General features: G+C 47.7%; 15 protein-coding genes and 1 riboswitch. Of the genes, 12 read left to right on the forward strand and 3 right to left on the reverse strand.

The window, feature by feature from the left end:
* Positions 1–29: 29 nt before the first annotated feature.
* From AB8599_RS08165 to AB8599_RS08175, 3 genes are all read left to right on the forward strand, one after another.
* Positions 30–617: a TRAP transporter small permease subunit gene (locus AB8599_RS08165; RefSeq protein WP_407330409.1), complete on the forward strand. Its 588-nt coding sequence runs from the start codon at positions 30–32 to the stop codon at positions 615–617.
* Positions 607–1,929: a TRAP transporter large permease subunit gene (locus tag AB8599_RS08170; RefSeq protein WP_407330410.1), complete on the forward strand. Its 1,323-nt coding sequence runs from the start codon at positions 607–609 to the stop codon at positions 1,927–1,929. Before AB8599_RS08165 ends, AB8599_RS08170 begins: the two co-directional genes overlap by 11 nt.
* Positions 1,930–2,020: 91 nt before the next feature.
* Positions 2,021–3,073, forward strand: coding sequence for a TRAP transporter substrate-binding protein (locus tag AB8599_RS08175; protein ID WP_407330411.1), 1,053 nt, complete (start codon positions 2,021–2,023; stop codon positions 3,071–3,073).
* Between the two features lie 415 nt (positions 3,074–3,488).
* On the opposite strand, the gene AB8599_RS08180 is transcribed toward AB8599_RS08175, so the two are convergent.
* Positions 3,489–3,905, reverse strand: coding sequence for a hypothetical protein (locus AB8599_RS08180; protein ID WP_407330412.1), 417 nt, complete (start codon positions 3,903–3,905; stop codon positions 3,489–3,491).
* Positions 3,906–4,106: 201 nt separating this feature from the next.
* Between AB8599_RS08180 and AB8599_RS08185 the strand changes: the two genes are divergently transcribed.
* Complete coding sequence (locus AB8599_RS08185) at positions 4,107–5,102, forward strand: 2-hydroxyacid dehydrogenase (protein WP_407330413.1); 996 nt, start codon at positions 4,107–4,109, stop codon at positions 5,100–5,102.
* A 193-nt stretch (positions 5,103–5,295) separates the two neighbouring features.
* Here the strand turns inward: AB8599_RS08185 and AB8599_RS08190 are convergent, their stop codons facing one another.
* A complete protein-coding gene (locus AB8599_RS08190; RefSeq protein WP_407330414.1) occupies positions 5,296–5,766 on the reverse strand; it encodes a DUF2947 domain-containing protein in 471 nt (156 codons plus the stop codon).
* 24 nt (positions 5,767–5,790) lie between these two features.
* Positions 5,791–6,504 carry a two-component system response regulator TorR gene (gene torR, locus AB8599_RS08195; RefSeq protein ID WP_407330415.1) on the reverse strand — a complete coding sequence of 238 codons (714 nt, stop codon included), beginning with the start codon at positions 6,502–6,504 and terminating at the stop codon, positions 5,791–5,793.
* A 413-nt stretch (positions 6,505–6,917) separates the two neighbouring features.
* Between torR and torC the strand changes: the two genes are divergently transcribed.
* The 8 genes from torC (at position 6,918) to AB8599_RS08235 (ending at position 18,641) form a co-directional block, all read left to right on the forward strand.
* Positions 6,918–8,081: a pentaheme c-type cytochrome TorC gene (torC, locus tag AB8599_RS08200; RefSeq protein WP_407330416.1), complete on the forward strand. Its 1,164-nt coding sequence runs from the start codon at positions 6,918–6,920 to the stop codon at positions 8,079–8,081.
* Between the two features lie 101 nt (positions 8,082–8,182).
* On the forward strand, positions 8,183–10,711 hold the full coding sequence (gene torA / locus AB8599_RS08205; RefSeq protein WP_407330417.1) for a trimethylamine-N-oxide reductase TorA: 2,529 nt from the start codon (positions 8,183–8,185) through the stop codon (positions 10,709–10,711).
* A gap of 99 nt (positions 10,712–10,810) precedes the next feature.
* Complete coding sequence (gene torD, locus AB8599_RS08210; RefSeq protein WP_407330418.1) at positions 10,811–11,458, forward strand: molecular chaperone TorD; 648 nt, start codon at positions 10,811–10,813, stop codon at positions 11,456–11,458.
* Positions 11,459–11,887: 429 nt separating this feature from the next.
* Complete coding sequence (purR, locus tag AB8599_RS08215; protein WP_407330419.1) at positions 11,888–12,898, forward strand: HTH-type transcriptional repressor PurR; 1,011 nt, start codon at positions 11,888–11,890, stop codon at positions 12,896–12,898.
* Positions 12,899–13,205: 307 nt separating this feature from the next.
* Positions 13,206–13,304: riboswitch (cyclic di-GMP riboswitch) on the forward strand.
* Between the two features lie 115 nt (positions 13,305–13,419).
* On the forward strand, positions 13,420–14,013 hold the full coding sequence (locus tag AB8599_RS08220; protein ID WP_407330420.1) for a TfoX/Sxy family DNA transformation protein: 594 nt from the start codon (positions 13,420–13,422) through the stop codon (positions 14,011–14,013).
* Between the two features lie 420 nt (positions 14,014–14,433).
* Positions 14,434–14,790: a hypothetical protein gene (locus tag AB8599_RS08225; protein WP_407330421.1), complete on the forward strand. Its 357-nt coding sequence runs from the start codon at positions 14,434–14,436 to the stop codon at positions 14,788–14,790.
* Positions 14,791–15,318: 528 nt separating this feature from the next.
* Positions 15,319–17,499 (forward strand): dihydrolipoyl dehydrogenase, encoded by a 2,181-nt coding sequence (gene lpdA, locus AB8599_RS08230; protein WP_407330422.1) that lies wholly within the window; start codon positions 15,319–15,321, stop codon positions 17,497–17,499.
* 2 nt (positions 17,500–17,501) lie between these two features.
* Entirely contained in the window at positions 17,502–18,641 is a 1,140-nt protein-coding gene (locus AB8599_RS08235) for an ABC transporter substrate-binding protein (RefSeq protein WP_407330423.1), read from the forward strand.
* Positions 18,642–18,662 lie beyond the last annotated feature (21 nt).

An 18,662-nucleotide genomic window follows, 5' to 3' on the forward strand; every position in this document is an offset into this window, starting at 1 on the left:
GGCTGATCACCCTCATAAGGACATGATTCATGGACTCTACACGCGAAGATTCCGATGACACGCTAGCGTATCTTCCTTCACCGTTAGCGAGCTATGTGAGATGGGTGGAATCGATCAACTACCACGTGGGTCGGTTCGCCATGTATCTGATTTTCCTGATGCTCGGTATTCTGGTCTATTCATCTGTCACCAAAACCTTTTTCTTCCCCTCCCTTTGGACACTTGAAATGGCGCAGTTTGTGATGGTGGCGTATTACATGCTGGGCGGCCCCTATTCCATGCAGTTAAACAGCCATGTACGGATGGATTTGCTCTATGGAAGCTGGTCACCTCGCACCAAAACACTGGTGGACTGTGTGACCGTTTTGTTTCTCCTCCTCTATCTCGGTATTTTGCTTTATGGCGGCATATCCAGCACAACCTACGCGTTGGAATATACCGAGCGCAGCTACTCCGCATGGCGGCCCTATATGTCCCCCATCAAGATCATCATGTGCGTGAGTATTTTCCTCATGATTCTTCAAGCAACCGCGGTGATGCTCAAAGACATTGCCAAACTGCGTGCCCCCCATAGGCCGCCAACAGATCCTAAGAAGGAGACGCACGATGAGCTATGAATTAATCGCATTGCTGATGTTTTCTTCCATGATGCTGATGCTGCTCACCGGTCAACGCGTGTTCGCGGCCATTGGGTCTGTCGCGGTTATCGCTGCGCTATTTCTTTGGGGCGATGGCGGCTCTGAAATCGCCTTTGGCGCCGCCATGAAGCTCATGAAGTGGTATCCGCTCCTCACGTTGCCACTGTTCATCTACATGGGCTACATGTTGTCAGAGTCCGGTATTGCTGAAGATCTCTATAAAATGTTTCACGTATGGATGGGGCCTATCCACGGCGGGCTGGCAATCGGCACTATTTTGTTGATGGTCGCTATTTCCGCCATGAATGGCCTCAGTGTGGCCGGTATGGCCATCGGTGCCAGTATCGCACTCCCTGAATTGTTGCGGCGGGGCTATGACAAAATCATGGTCACCGGCGTGATTCAAGCCGGCAGTTCACTCGGTATTCTTGTGCCGCCCAGTGTGGTGCTAGTGCTGTACGGCATGATTGCGAGGCAACCCGTTGGGCAGCTTTGGCTAGCAGGCGTTTTCCCGGGCTTACTCATGGCTGCCATGTTCGTGTTGTACATCGTAATCCGCTGCAAACTTCAGCCCCAACTTGGCCCTGCGCTTTCAGAAGAAGAACGCAACGTGCCGATGGCAGAAAAACTCAAGTTACTCCGGGCTGGCATATTGCCTTTGGCCATCTTTTTCTCTATGACGGGATTGTTCTTGATGGGCGTCACCAGTTTGGTAGAGAGCTCTGCAGTGGGGGCGCTGTCAGCCACTGTCGCCGCCATTATCAAGCGTCGAATGACGAAAGAAGTCATGGAAAACACGCTGCGTAAAACCCTCGCCATTAGCTGCATGTTTATGTGGATTATTCTCGCCGCGCTATGTTTTGGTGCCGTATTTGACGGCCTAGGCGCAGTGAAAGCCATTGAGGGTTTATTTGTTGAAAGGATGGGGCTGACACCGTGGGAAATTCTTATCCTGATGCAGCTTTCATATCTCATCATGGGCACGTTCCTTGATGACACCGCCATGCTGGTGATTGTCGCGCCGCTCTACGTGCCTCTGGTGAAACTACTCGGCTTCGATTTGATTTGGTATGGCGTGCTTTACACCATCACTTGTCAGATTGCCTACATGACGCCGCCATTTGGCTACAACCTCTTTTTAATGCGGGCAATGGCGCCTCCAGAGGTATCTCTAACCGATATATATCGTTCCATTGTTCCGTTTGTACTGATCATGATGTGCGCGTTAGTCATTGTGATGATTTTCCCGCAGGTGGCCTTGTGGCTGCCGGAATGGCATTACAGCCGGTAACAGAAACAAGTTCTAAACTCAAAAGTGAGACAAGCAATATGTCACCGAAAACTCAATAACATTTAACTTAGACGTGAAAAAGGACACCACTATGAGCAATAGACGCGATTTCCTAAAAAAAGCCGGGATTGTTGGTGCAGGTAGTGCCACAGCAATATTGGGTGCACCTGCGGTTGTTTCCGCCAAGGAGCCGATTCGTTGGCGCTTGCAAACCTATGCAGGACCAGCACTGGCTGAACACGTTATCAAACCCGCAGTGGATGCTTTTAACATTGCGGCCAATGGCGAAATGGTGATCGAGTTGTATTTCGCCGACCAGCTTGTCCCGACAGGCGAGTTGTTCCGCGCAATGCAAAAAGGAACCATCGACGCCGTTCAAAGTGACGATGACTCGATCGCCGCACCGGTCGACATAGCAGTATTTGGCGGCTATTTTCCTTTCGCTACCCGTTACAGCCTTGATGTGCCGGTATTGTTTGAAGAATATGGCTTGAAGGAAATTTGGAAAGAAGCCTACGACGAAGTCAAAGGCGTGACATGGCTGAGTGCAGGTTCTTGGGATCCGTGCCATTTTGCCACCGTTGAGCCAATCAATAGTCTCGCGGATCTCAAAGGCAAACGGATTTTCACCTTCCCAACAGCAGGCCGCTTCCTAGCACGATTTGGCGTCATTCCGGTCACCCTGCCTTGGGAGGATGTCGAGGTGGCGGTACAAACGGGCGAACTTGACGGCATTGCCTGGTCCGGCATTACCGAAGATTACACTGTAGGCTGGGCTGATGTGACCAACTACTTCTTAACCAACAACATTTCAGGTGCATGGTGTGGCTCGTTTTTCGCTAACTCCGAACGTTGGGATGCCCTGCCAGAACATTTGAAAATCCTGTTCAACATGATGATGGACACGTCCCACTACTATCGTCAGCACTGGTACTGGGGCGGCGAAGCTAAACTCCGCACCCAAGGCACCAAAATGCAGCTCACCACGATTCCAGACGAAGAGTGGCGACAAGTGGAACTTGAAGCTTATAAGTTCTGGGATGAAGTGGCAGAAACCAGCCCACGTAACAAACGCGTGGTCGAGATCTTCAAAGAGTATGCGGGTGTGATGGAGAAGGCTGGGAAGCCGTATCGCTATTCTTAATTTAAGGTATTGAGCAAAAAAGCGGCTGATGATTGCCGCTTTTTCTTTGCCTTCTGCGTCGATACGGAAAATCACAAACCGCAGAAATGAAAAAAACCAGCGTCAATAGGCCAATACCGACACTGGTTTTCCTCGAGTTTTTGCTGGCGGCTTTAGAGTTCCGCCCTCTCATTTATTTCCTTCAGTTTATAAAACCAAAACAGAACGAAATGAAAGTCTTTGTGGTTCAGAATCAGTCGATAAGTGGCGGCCTGCATTACTGACTGATTTTGAACACAGGGCTAATTTAGTACCTGATGAATAAGAAAACTGTGAGGTCAATAATAAAGTTCCCTTAACTATTAGAAGGATACACTAAAAATGCGACACACCTAAAAGGATGGGCACAATATCACACTTAAAAAGCGTTCCAGAACTATCCAGATGTCGCAAAATTGGTGGCACATTCCGCCTGCCCAAGCACATAAACCCGCCTTTCACGAATATCTCTTCGTGTTTCATTCCAGTTTTGAATAACGGCAGCACGATCCGCGCCTCGACCGACGTCGTTGAACATATATCGATCAACGGTGTGGTTGAATGCCTCAAGATCCATTTTTTCTTGGTACACCACACCCATGTATTCGAATGCGCGCGCTTTTTCTTTTGAACTGCCCACCACGGTAAATCGCTGCAAGATATCCAGCGCGGCTTCGTATTGGCAGTCAATGATTTGCTGCTCAGTGGACAAGAGCTTGCCATGTACGCCGTACGTCGGCACATATGTGCAGCCAACCATTATTAGTCCGCCCATCGCTAACAGACCTTTTGAAGCCCCGAATACCCATTTCATGCTAAGTCCTTTTGCTTATTCATCTTTCACCTGCGGCAATGATTTAAACTTTAGCAAATTCCGCGCCAGAAGCAGCCCGCATCTGCCCACTCAGATTGTCGCTAATTGACTGAAATCCCACTATCGAACATTGAAGAGATGACGTGGGTCAGCCATGGTTTCTAAAAGGCATATCGCGAATAGCAAAGAGAGAGTATTACCATGAAAGTGGCTGTTTTTAGTTCCAAATCATATGACAGGCAGTCATTCGATACATGGAACGAAAATTTTCATCATGAAATCAACTACTTTGATTTTAGGTTAACCACACAAACTGCCCAACTTCTCGCCGGATTTGATGCCATCTGCGCCTTTGTGAACGACGATTTAAATGCAGAAATATTGAAAGAACTGGTGAAGCACGGCGTAAAAGTCATCGCCATGCGTTGTGCGGGTTTTGACAAAGTCGACCTGACCGCTGCTAAATTGCTTGGCTTGCAAGTCGTCCGTGTGCCCGCCTATTCCCCTGAATCCATTGCTGAGCATACCGTAGGCTTAATGTTGAGCCTTAACCGTCATATCCATCGCGCCTACCAACGCACACGAGATGCTAACTTTAATCTTGAAGGACTCACGGGCTTTAACTTTCATAACCGTACCGTTGGCGTGGTCGGCACCGGAAAAATCGGCATTGCTACGTTACGCATTCTCAAAGGGTTAGGGATGAAACTGCTAGTTCATGATCCGTTTGAAAACCCAGAAGCCATTGCGCTTGGCGCAACCTATGTGTCGTTAGATGACCTCTACCATGCGGCGGATGTTATTACCCTGCACTGCCCGTTAACAAAAGAAAACTTCCACATGCTGGACCATAAGGCGTTTGCGAAAATGCGTGATGGCGTGATGATCATCAATACCAGTCGCGGTGGCTTATTGAACTCAAAAGACGCCATTGAGGGACTGAAAAGCCGCAGAATTGGTTTTCTGGGCATAGATGTGTACGAAAATGAACAAGATCTGTTTTTCGAAGACAAATCAAATGACGTGATTCAGGATGATATATTCCGTCGCTTATCTGCCTGCCACAACGTCTTGTTCACAGGTCATCAAGCATTCCTAACCGAAGAAGCGTTGGGCAATATCGCGGAAACCACTTTGTCCAATCTGGCACATTTCGAACGAGGAGAGCGATCAGGCAATGAGATTATTGAGTATTAACCAAAGCGGCTAATCATATAATCGTCCATACCCAAACAACCTCAAGATGCTTGGGTATCATTATCAATCGGCGCATATGATTTAGCAGTCAGTGATTCGCCTTCGTAGAAACTAAAAAAGCAGAAGCATTACTGCTTCTGCTTTTTCACGCCATTCACTGACGCAGGCAACAAAGGCCACAGGTTGACGGAAACTAGGGTCTAGTGCCGAGTTTCGCCATACTATTTTGTTCAAACATCGCCACTTGCTTGTTCTTGCGACCGATCAGCAAAGGCTTGTCATCGTAGAACAGGAAGTTCTTCCAATATTTCTTAAACACGCTCCAGCGTGTTTCGATAACGTTATTTTTTTCGTAGCAGAAGTACACCACCACGTTATCTTCCCATGGAAAATGTGCAAGGAACGCATCAGGAAGGTCCGCTTCCTCTTCCCATGGCAGTTGCCAATTCACGGTGTTTTCCCACACACTCTGCGCCGTTGCCCAATCACCTTTTCCAAAATGGTCAGGAGTAGGACTTTCATTACTGACAAAATCACGCCACAACTGCGCGCCACGCGCTTCCGTCATGGGTTTTATTTCGGCGTAGTCTTCTTCCGCGACAGGCATTGACTGATGGGTGAAAATCCACTTACGTTTGTATTCTTCAAAGGGAATGTAATTCATAGCTCTCTCATATCGCAGAAGCGTTTATCGCCCAGCGAACATGTAACCTTCACCATGCACAGTGATAAACAACTGTGGCTTCTTGGGCTCTACTTCGATTTTGTTTCTTAAACGGCGAACCAACACATCAACGGTTCTGTCATTTGGCGCATCAACTCGGTGACTAATCAGGTTCAATATGCGCTCTCGGCTTAGCACTCGATTAGGGTTGGCGGTAAACGCCACCAGCATTTCATACTCAGCCTTGGTCAATTTTACCGCGCCATCTTCTTTGCTAAGTGCACGGCGATCGATGTCGAATGTCCAGCCGTTAAAGTTGACGATTTTATCATTTTCTAGCGGTAAACTCTCTTCGAGAATAGCGGTACGACAGCGAGATATCCGCCAAAGCAGATTTCTGACTCTCACGAGGAGCTCTCTTAGTTCCAGCGGCTTGGTGCAATAGTCATCAGCGCCCATTTCTAAACCCACGATGCGATCAATACTGTCGGTACGCGCCGTGACTAAAATGATACCCACGTCGGATTTGCTACGAAGATCTCGCGTAAGCATTAATCCATCTTCACCCGGTAAGTTGATGTCCAATAGAACAAGGTCAACATGCCGTTCATTCATAATCTTGTGCATTTCCCTGCCGTCAGTGGCCTGACTGACACTATATCCTTGTTTTTCGAAGTATCCGCCTACCATAGTGCGGGTAACCACTTCGTCATCTACGACCAGTATGTGATAACTCAATGCTGTCCTGTTCACAAATCGTCACGAAGGCGTGCACTCTAGCAGCAAAAATAACGCCAAAATTGATTTACCTCATGGTTTATGCATTTTTTTACAATCTCAATCCACCACCAATTCAACATGTTTGTTTTAAATTTTGCGAGTTACCTGTCATTTTCTGCATGTTTAGCACATTTAGAAGCACAGAGTCCCCACATTACTAAAACCAAACCCCTGCTGTTCACAATCTTTCACATCACGATCGAAGCTATTCATTTTGGTGCGTAACCATATTCACATCCAATCGTTACTATGCCCCACTCGAAATAACGCATCAAAAACACGTAGCTACAGTGCGCGGGTTTGCTTTCCCAACTCGGTTCAGGGAATGGCCCATCACTAACTACAAGAACATTATGGGTGTATCCATTTTTATGAAAAAGCTATTGCAGAAGCTGATGAAGCCAAGTCGCAAGTATCCAATCATTGCGCTGGTGCTGGTCGGTGCCGTCATTGCGGTCGCAGGTGTGGTCACGATGAACAAAACCTTTGAGGTGTTCTCGACCACGGAATTCTGTACGTCATGTCACACCATGCAGCAGAACTATGAAGAATATAAACAGTCGATCCACTTCAGCAATGCGAAGGGTATTCGTGCTGAATGCGTTGACTGTCACCAGCCGAAAGATTTCGCGGGTAAAGTCATGCGTAAAATGGGCGCAGTGACAGATCTATATCACCACTTTATCACTGGCAAAATCGATACCCCTGAACAGTTTGAAGAGCATCGCCTCGAACTTGCCCAGAAAGTCTGGGATCGCATGGCTGACGAGAACTACAAAACCTGTACGACTTGTCACTCTTACGACGCAATGGATCACAGCAAGCAATCGGTTAAAGCGATGAAAGAGATGATCCCTGCTGCAAAAGAAAACATGGCGTGTGTTGAGTGTCACAAGGGTATTGCCCATGAACTGCCAAACATGGCAGGCGGTTTCCGCAAAACATTCGAAACCCTCGCAGCGTCTGCTGTTGCCCCCGCTGGCGCGAAAAAACTTTACTCGCTGGAGGAGAAGAGCCTATTCGCTGGCGCAGATGCCAATGGCAAAGTGGAAGGCCAACTGCTGCCTGCTTCTGAAGTTGAAGTGATCGGTGAAGAAGGCGACATGCTGAAAGTGCGCATTCAAGGCTGGATTGAAACCAACGGTAAAGGCCGCGTGATGACCGAGTACATGGGCAAACGTGTGTTCAAAGCAACAGTACGTGGTGACGTAAAAGCCACTGAAACCGTGATTTCAGAAGAAGTTGATGCTGCAACCAATATTGCTTGGAAACAAGTTGCGGTAAATGCCTACATCACCAAAGACGGCATGCTAGAGAGCATTCAACCTGTTTGGGATTACGCTTCAGAAATGTACTCGTCTTCTTGTAACTCTTGTCACGCGGCACCGGCTCCAGGCCACTTCACAGCAAACGGCTGGATTTCAAGCCTGAAGGCGATGAGCGCTTATTACCGCTTGAGCAAAACCGAAGAGCGTACTCTGCTGAAATATCTGCAGAACCATGGTAGCGACACCGGCGGTGCTGGCGCGCACTAATCGGTAAGGACTGTCCACGAACAAGTCCGCAATCAAGAACAAATAATGGACAGGTGTTTCGGCACCTGTCCAACCAACTTTTAAAGAATAAGGATTCCTACATGGCGACTGAAAAACTACAAGGCATTACCCGCCGTCGTTTTCTCTCTGGCATGTTAACCGCCAGTGCAGGTGCTGTTATCGGCGGAAGCTTGCTGGCGCCGCGCTCAGCGATGGCCGCAACTGACGTAAAGACCACGTTCACTGGCGAGGTGATTCACGGTTCTCACTGGGGTGCTTTCCGCGCCAAAGTAGAAAACGGCATCTGGATTGACACCGTACCGTTTGAACACGACCCACACCCAACCGCAATGCTTAACGCGGTTCGCGAAGTGGTCTACAACCCTTCTCGCGTGAAGTACCCAATGGTACGTATCGATTGGCTGAAGCACGGCTGGAAATCTGACACGACACAACGCGGTGACAACCGTTTTGTTCGTGTGCCATGGTCTCAGGCTCTTGATTTCTTCCATCACGAGCTTGAGCGTGTTCAGAACACCTATGGCCCAAGTGCACTGTACGCAGGCAATACTGGCTGGCAATCAGTCGGTAAACTGAACGTTGCGGGCACCATGATGCACCGTGGTATTGGCTTGCATGGCACCTTCTTAGCGAAGATGGGTGACTACTCAACGGGTTCTGCGCAGGTTGTTCTGCCTTACGTAGCTGGCGCAATGGAAGTTTACGAGCAGCAAACATCGTGGCCTGTCGTTCTGGAAAACGCGAAAACTATCGTGATCTGGGGCAACGACCCGGTTAAGAACCTGCAAGTTGGCTGGCAGATCCCAGACCACAGCGTCTACGGTTACTACCAGCAACTGGCTGACAAAGTGAAAGCAGGCGAAATCAACGTTATTCACGTTGACCCTGTGAAAACCTCTTCTTACAAATTCTTCGGTGGCAAGCAGATTGCGGTTAACCCACAAACTGACGTGCCTTTGATGTTAGCGATAGCACACACCCTGTATACCGAGAAGCTGCACGATGAGCAGTTCTTGGCTGACTACACCACAGGTTTCGACAAGTTCCTGCCTTACCTATTGGGTGAGAAAGACGGCGTGGCGAAAACCCCAGAATGGGCAGAGAAAATCTGTGGCATTCAAGCTGATGAAATCCGCGAACTCGCACGTATCATGGCAAGTGGTCGTACACAGATCATGGCGGGTTGGTGTTTGCAGCGCATGCAGCACGGTGAGCAATATGCATGGATGATCGTCGTGGTGTCGGCAATGCTGGGACAAATTGGTCTACCTGGTGGTGGTTTCGGCTTCGGCTGGCACTATAATGATGCTGGTACTGTCACTTCCGCAGGCCCGCTGATGTCTGGCTTCAACTCAGTAACAGGCGTTGAACCTATCCACAACGGTAGCTACAACGGTTACTCTAATTTCATCCCGATTGCGCGCATTGTTGACTGCCTTGAAAACCCAGGCGAGACCATTGATTTCAATGGCCAAAAAGTCAAATTCCCGCACATCAAGATGGCCATTTCTTGTGGTAGTAACCTGTTCCACCAGCACCAAGATCGTAACCGAATGATCAAGGCATGGCGTAACTTGGAAACCTACGTGTCTATTGACCATCAGTGGACTGCGAGCTGCCGTTTTGCTGATATCGTTCTGCCTGCAACGACAACTTACGAGCGTAACGACATCGAGTCATTCGGTAACCACTCAAACAAAGGCATTATTGCGATGAAACAAATCGTAGAGCCAATGTTTGAAGCGAAAGACGATTTCGATATCTTCCGCGAGCTGTGCACCCGTTTTGATCGCGAAGAAGCCTTCACCGGTGGCAAAACCAAAATGGAATGGATCGAAGAGATCTATAACGGTGCACGCCTGCAAGGCCGTGGTATTGGCGTTCGCATGCCAAACTTCGTTAAATTCTGGGAAGAAGAACAGTTTATTGCCTTCCCTCAAGGTACCGAGTGGGTTCGTCACCAAGCATTCCGTAATGAACCTGATCTTGAGCCATTGGGCACAGCATCAGGTCTGATCGAGATTTACTGTAAGACAATCGCAGACATGGGTTACGACGACTGTCAGGGTCACCCTATGTGGTTCGAAAAAGTCGAGCGTAGCCATGGCGGTCCTAAGTCAAATAGCTACCCGCTACATATGCAAAGCTGTCACCCTAACTACCGTCTGCACTCACAATTGTGTTCGTCAGATTCGTTCCGTGACACTTACGCTGTCGCGGGTCGTGAGCCTTGCTACATCAACTCTGCTGACGCAAAAGCACGTGGCATTGTTTCTGGTGATGTGGTTCGTGTATTCAACGAACGTGGTCAGGTCCTTGCGGGCGCCGTCGTGACTGACGACTATAAAGCTGGCGTATGTCGTATTGAAGAAGGTGCTTGGTATGCGCCACTTGAAGGCGGCAAGCCGGGTACACTTTGTACTTACGGCGATCCAAACGTCCTGACTGTAGACATTGGTACTTCTAAGCTAGCGCAAGCAACCTCTGCGCATACCGCGCTGGTTGAAATTGAGAAGTACACGGGTGAAGCGCCAGCAGTAACAGGCTTCAGCGGCCCTATCGAAATTGACGATGTAAACCCACTGTTCCCGGCGATGGATATCGCATAAGAGACAGTGTGAAGAAAAAGGGCAGCTTAGCTGCCCTTTTTTACTCTATGTTAGATACACTTACTAACACGCTTCGTTTCTCTAACTATCGGGATGACAATGCAAGAATTTATTGCCATTAACGAACAACGCGCCGAATTTTACTGGTGGATGTCTTCTTTATTTGCTAACGAATTGACGCAAGAAGACCTCAATAATTATCACGGCGCAGACATGGGTAATTACTTTTCATCGTTAGCGATGACTCAAGAATTAAAAGCGCCGATCGCCGACTTTCGCAATGCACTCGCCGCGCTAAAACTTCGCGAAGATGCGCAGCTCGAGCTAGCGGCTGATTTCTGCGGTTTATTCCTCAGCACGCCCAAAACAGGCGCATTACCTTATGCGTCTATTTATATCGGTGAAACCGGTCTGTTGAACGATAAGCCCGCGCAAGAAATGGGTCAATGGATGGAAAAGTACGGCATTGCTCAACGTAAAGATTTCAATGAACCGTTTGACCATCTAGCGGTTGTGCTCGATTTCATGGGCAACCTCGTGATGTTAGCCAACAAGGAAACCGAGGAAGACCGACAAGAAGCTATGATGCAAGAACAACAAGCATTTTTGGAAACCATGGTGATGCCTTGGCTAGGCAACTTTCAAAAGGCGCTTAACCAATTCGATCAATTCGGTTTTTATAAAGCCGCTGGTGCATTGCTAACCGCATTTATGACATTGGATCTTTTATTCCTGAAAGGCGAATAAACCCGTTTCCCAAAGAGAACATGAAGCCGGGCAAGCCCGGTTTTTTCTTTTTTGAGCACGAAAACCGGAAAAAACCTGCTATTTCCCAAGCTTGATACGCTTCAAGCTTATGCGAGTCGCTTCAATTGATTAATTGCGGGCGCGGTCATGAGCCAGTAAACTGTGAACGCAAGCGATTGGCATTGAGACGTTTCTGTAATTTTGCAAACACCTAGTCAAAATGCCACGCACAGTAACCCCCCCTAACTACCACACTTGATGGAAAGCAAGTTGCTGGCAGTGTCGAGAAAGCATGACGACAAGGGGCTGAGAGTCAGTCTCTCCACCTTTTTAAAACGAATCCATTACGCCGCTTAGCATAGCGGCGTAAACATATTGAGCAGCCTCTATTTTTCAAGCTGCGAATGAAAACGATAAGAAGATTACCCAATGGCAACAATTAAAGATGTCGCACGCATGGCTGGTGTATCTACGACAACCGTTTCACACGTGATCAATAAAACACGTTTTGTCGCAGAAAACACAACCAAGAAAGTATGGGCCGCAGTCGACGACTTAAACTATGCGCCGAGTGCCGTTGCGCGCAGCTTGAAATGCAATTCAACACGCACTATCGGCATGCTGGTGACCAAATCTACCAACCCATTCTTTGCGGAAGTGGTTCATGGCGTTGAAGAATACTGCTATCGAGAAGGTTACACGCTGATCTTATGCAACACCGAAGGTAACCTTGCGAAACAACGCGACTACTTGCGCATGTTGGCAGAGAAGCGCGTTGATGGTCTTTTAGTGATGTGTTCAGACCTGAATGAAGAACTCTTGACGCTGTTGGAGAAAAAGAAAGATCTGCCAATGGTTGTGATGGACTGGGGCACTCAGCACGTGCATACAGACTGCATTCAAGACAATGCGGAAATGGGCGGCTACATTGCAACCAAACACTTCATTGATAACGGCCACACTAAAATTGGCTGTATTTCAGGCCAACTAGATAAGCTGACTTGCCAGACTCGACTAGAAGGCTTCAGAAAAGCGTTGTCAGAAGCAGGTCTTGAAGAGAATCCAAATTGGATTGTTGAAGCTGACTTCGAATGTGACTCTGCCGTTGAAGCTGCTAACATGATTTTGGCTCAGGAAGATCGACCAACGGCGGTGTTCTGTTTCAACGACATTATGGCACTGGCTGCCATCAGTACCTTTCGTCAGGCTGGCTTAGACATTCCTAATGATATATCCATCATTGGCTATGACAATATCGATTTAGCCGCATTTTTCTCTCCGCCACTCACCACCATCCACCAGCCGAAAAATCGACTGGGCAAGACGGCGATCAAATTACTGTTGGAGCGTTTAGCTAACAAAGAAAACCAACAACAAATCTTCGTGATGCAGCCGGAATTAATTGTTCGCAGTTCGGTGAAAAATCTGCGCTCAGAATAACATTTCTCTAAAATCCTCAACACTAAAAAGCTCGGAAATAACCATCTGGGCTTTTTCTTTTCTGGCAAGTTTTCCGACACTTTCAAACACATTTTTGCGACTAACCTCTTAAACACCAAATTGTCTAGTTTTCTAGTGCTACCCTTTATCCCAGTCGGAAAACGACCAATTTGGTCAAAAATGTTTCTATTACAAAGACAACCGAATATTTTCAACCACATCAATAGGATCCTATCTGAACCAAGATCACATTTTTTGAGACCAGCAATAACGACAAAATGATGCGATTCAGTTAATCTAAACGCCGTTAAGAAAAAGGCAAACCACCGCGAAAGCGTGGGACGCAAAGCTTCCGGCCTCTCAACACTGAATTCAATTTCGTGTTAGTGGTAGCGGAGCTACCGATGACGTTAGCATTTCCATATCGGATTCTTCCGGTTGGTTGACAATTCTCTGAATTAGCTTTGCTACGTTGCTCCTTGACCATTCATCCAGGAACGTATTGATTGAGAATAAGTCACATGGATAAACCTACACTAAAAAACACACTAAAATTCTTCGAATGTCTGGGCAAAATCAAATCTCGATCCATGTTTGGGGGGTTTGGCATATTTTGCGATGAGACAATGTTCGCACTGGTCGTCACCGATCAGCTTCACCTTCGTGCCGGTCAAGCGAATGAAGCTGAATTCAAGAAACTAACGATGACGCCTTACGTCTACAAAAAGCGCGGTTTCCCTGTCGTGACTAAGTACTATGCTGTGCCGGACAATTGGTGGGAGCAACCTGACGAGTTGATGGCTTATGCCACCACCGCCCTCGCCATCGCTAGAGACGATCAGCAAGAAAAGAAGACTGCGGCGCCAACGCGTATCAAAGATTTGCCGAACCTACGACTTGCCACAGAACGAATGCTAAAAAAAGCAGGTATCGATTCTGTAGAGCAGTTGCACACTGAAGGCGCCGTGAAAGCCTATCAAGCGTTGCAGAAGTCGCATCAAGACTCGCTAAGTCTTGAGTTACTTTGGGCGTTAGAGGGCGCAATTGAAGGCAAACATTGGTCGGTAATTACTCCTCAACGCCGTGATGAGCTTCTGCAGACGCTACGTCAGTAATTAAAACAAACACATTACCCAACGCTCAGTCGGTATTCGCTCTGTTTCCCCTAGATTTTCCGACTGGGCAGTTCTACAACTGCTATGCCCCTATCTCTTTTACCTTTTCGTTGTTATCTCTCTGATTAAGCACTAATCGCACTTCATACCGTATTCAGTATCAAAAATTCATATTGCCTTGAATGAAACCTTGCTTTTATACCGACTAAACCGAAAAGTACATCATGTTCCATTGCTTATTTGGTGCGGGACGAGTTGACTTTTGAGACAAAAATACACCTTTTTTGAGGTTTCTCTTTTAAACAGCCTCAAACCACTCACAAACCTCTTATTGTGACACTTGTCACATTAATGAGCCAAAATGCACTCAGTTGATTATCAGTTACCCCAAATCTGAGCTAAGCCAAAAAGAGAATATAGATGAATGGCAACAATGAGATGCATTACAGCAAGCCGTTTCCCGACCAAATAGACAGGATTTTTCGTGATCACTTTCGTAAGTGGCCACGCCGATTTAAGTGGGCAGTATTTTTCTGCTTCTTACTGCCGATCTCGTTTTACGCGGCCCTTGCAAAGGGTATGTTTGCCCCCTCTTTTCTCACCATTTTGGTGATCTTCTTCTTCAGTATTAACGCAACAGTGATTATCTGGGGCCTGAGGATGAACAGTGTCGCACAGCGTTATTGGCACCGTAACTACCACATCGGCGGAGCAACAACCCTCGCCATGGTTCCATTAGCGTTACTAGCCATTCAGTATTCCACCTATTGCCTTTAGCCCTTTAGCCCTTTAGCCCTTTAGCCCTTTAGCCCTTTAGCTTAAAAGCGTCCCCTCGATAACTTGGCTTTTCAGTGCCAGCCCCCCACTTCTTTAATATTATCAACGTGTTGAAATTCTTGAACGCTAGCGTTTAGACCCGGACAACTTCACGATGCGTATTCGACAAAATTCGTCCTATGTAGGCAGATCGAGTGCATTCATGTACCCAGTAAATCCATATTACTTATTGAGTTACCGTACACTGTGTTCTGTTCGCAAAGAGACAATACCGCTGTAACATCGAAAAAATTAATGATGCATGCAATTAAACCCATCGCATTCGGGTCTCTATCACCAAGAAAAATCATCAAGCAGCAAGAAGGTCGTTATCGATGAGTGCAAGAGCTATGCTCGGTCACAGAGTTGGGAAATAATTGCGTCATTTCATAAAGATAAAGCGTTCTTTTTGAATCCAGACGCAAACTTTTGCCATAGTTAACGTACGTAATCGCTGTGTTAAACAACGTTATTGAGAAAGGATTTCAGATGAACAAAAAGAAGTTGGGCATTATCTTCGTCATAGCAGCCATATTTGTGACTTGGTTTGCCTTTGATCTAGGTGCGCTATTCACACTCGAAAATGCCAAAGCACAGCATGAAGCACTGAAAGATACGATTTCACAAAACTTTCTTACGGCCAGTTTGGTTTACTTCTTGGTGTACATCACCATGACCGCCCTCTCACTGCCAGGCGCGGCAATCGCTACGTTACTTGGAGCCGCTTTATTTGGTTTTTGGTGGGCGCTACTGCTGGTCTCTTTCGCCAGTTCGATTGGCGCAACACTGGCGTTTTTAGTGAGCCGTTTCTTGTTGAAAGATTCTATTCAGAACAAGTTTGGCAGCAAGCTTTCAACCATTAACGAAGGCATCAAAAATGATGGTCCTTTCTACTTGCTGACACTTCGTTTAATTCCTGTTTTTCCATTTTTCATTATCAACCTGCTGATGGGGCTAACCCCTATCCGCACTCTGACATTTTATGTTGTCAGCCAAATCGGCATGTTGCCGGGCACAGCGGTTTACATCAACGCAGGTACACAGCTAGCCCAAATTGATTCATTGAGTGGCATTGTGTCCCCTGGTGTATTGCTGTCGTTAGTGCTGCTCGGTTTATTCCCAATTATTGCAAAGGTCATTATGAACTTTATTCAAAAACGCCGTGTGTACGCGAAATGGCAAAAGCCCGTCACCTTTGACCGCAACCTGATTGCCATTGGCGCGGGAGCTGGCGGTTTGGTCACGACCTATATCGGCGCAGCAGTTAAAGCCAAAGTTACCTTGATTGAAAAACACAAAATGGGCGGCGACTGCTTAAACACGGGTTGTGTTCCATCCAAAGCTTTGATTCGTGCAGGTCATTCGGTGCACGAGATCAAACGCGCAAATGAGTTTGGGGTGAATGCGGGTGAACCGACGGTCGATTTCAAGCAAGTGATGAGCCGCGTGCATCAAGTGATCGCTGATATCGAACCGCATGATTCTGTCGAGCGTTATTCCAAACTGGGCGTGGAATGTATTCAGGGCGAAGCAAAAATTCTTTCACCGTGGGAAGTTGAGGTAAACGGCGAACGCTTGACCACAAGAAACATTGTTATCGCAACGGGTGCTCGGCCTCTCGTTCCGGGCATCCCAGGCCTACAAGAGGTGAACTATTTGACCTCTGACAATGTGTGGGAGCTACAAGAACTGCCTAAGAAACTACTGGTACTCGGCGGTGGACCTATCGGTGCGGAGCTGGCACAAAGCTTCTCTCGCCTCGGCTCGAACGTCACCTTGGTAGAAATGGCTGATCAACTGCTTATTCGTGAAGACGCGGACGCTGCAGAGTTAGTGGTTAAAGGTCTAACGGAAGATGGTGTCAATATTCTTCTTGGGCACAAAGCGACCCGCTTTGAGAAAGATGGCGACAGGCAACGTGCTTATCTTGATAAGAACGGCGAAGAAGTGGTGGTTGAATTTGACCACGTCATGCTCGCGCTTGGCCGCGTTGCAAACACCAAAGGCTTTGGCCTTGAAGACATTGGCGTTGAACTTAGCGAGCGCGGTACCGTCAAGGTGAACGATTATCTGCAAACCAATTACCCCAACATTTTTGCAGTGGGTGATGTTGCAGGTCCATTCCAGCTAACTCACGCTGCGGGTCACCAAGCATGGTATGCCGCAGTGAATGCTCTGTTCGGTGACTTTAAGAAATTTAAAGCCGATTACTCGGTCATGCCTGCAGCCACCTACACCGCCCCCGAAGTGGCACGTGTTGGTATTAACGAAAAAGAAGCCATTGCCCAAGGGATTGATTATGAGATTGCCCACTACGGCATTGACGATTTGGATCGCGCCATTGCTGACGGTGAAGATCACGGTTTCATCAAGGTGATCACCCCGAAAGGCAAGGACAAAATTCTTGGCGCGACCATTGTCGGTTCACATGCTGGCGACTTGCTCGCAGAATTTACCCTTGCGATGCGACATGGTCTTGGTTTGAACAAGATCCTTGGTACGGTTCACCCTTACCCAACCATGAGTGAAGCCACCAAATACACGGCAGGCGTATGGAAACAAAACAATGCGCCACAAGGTTTGCTAGCATGGGTCGAAAAATTCCACGCTTGGATGCGTAATGAGCCTAAAAACAACCGCGCTGAACCAATGATTAAGGAAGATAAATAACCATGAACTACACATCAATCGTCACTGCATGTGCACTCGCATTTAGCTCGGCCAGCTTTGCCACTGACCCATCTAACTGGGAACAGATTGAGAAAGACGCTAAAGGACAAACGGTTTACTTCAACGCATGGGGCGGTAGCCAAGAGATTAATGCGTATTTGCGATGGGCAGGTGATGAGCTTGAGCAGCGTTACGGTGTCACACTTGAGCATGTTAAAGTGTCTGACATTGCTGAAACCGTCAATCGCTTAGTCGCAGAAAAAGCCGCAGGTAAAACCGAAGGCGGCAGTGTCGACATGGTTTGGATCAACGGTGAAAACTTCAAATCTATGAAGTCCAACGGTTTGTTGTTTGGCCCCTTTACTGAGCAACTCCCTAATTGGACGCTGGTCGACAAAACACTACCGGTAAAAGAAGATTTCACCGAACCGACAGAGGGCTTAGAAGCCCCTTGGGGTGTTGGGCAGCTCGTGTTTATCCATGATGAGAAAATGCTGGCGAATCCACCTACCTCATTTGTCGAAATGCTGAGTCTGGCAAAAGCCAACCCGGGGAAAGTCACCTATCCAAAACCACCTCAATTTCATGGTACAAGCTTTCTAAAAGCGGCCTTGCTTGAGCTGGCCACCGATAGCACCCCGCTGTATCAACCCGTTGATGAAAAGGGTTTTGACGCTATCACAGCGCCACTATGGGCCTACCTAGACGAACTTCACCCTGTTGCGTGGCGTAACGGAAAACAATTCCCTGCTGGCAGTGCAGAAACCATGCAGTTGCTGGATGATCGAGAATTACTGCTTGCTATCACCTTCAACCCAAATGCAGCAGAAACGGCGATTAAAAACGGTACCCTCGCCCCATCGGCAAAAACCTTTGCCTTTGATAGCGGTGCACTGTCAAACATTCACTTTATGGGTATCCCATGGAATGCCAATGCCAAGGAAGGTGCACTGGTTGCGATTAACTTCTTGATGAGTGAAGAAGCACAGTCTCGCAAAGCAAACAGTGACATCTGGGGCGATCCAGCGGTTGTTACGCTAACCAGTGTTGGCAGCAAGCCATTGTTCAAGTCCCAGCCTGAACCGCACCCAAGCTGGCAAGTCGCGCTAGAAAAAGCATGGCTTGAGCGTTACGGTCAGTAACGACAATGTGCCAAACATTAT

This window comes from Enterovibrio litoreus (assembly GCF_045679545.1).
Taxonomy (GTDB): domain Bacteria; phylum Pseudomonadota; class Gammaproteobacteria; order Enterobacterales; family Vibrionaceae; genus Enterovibrio.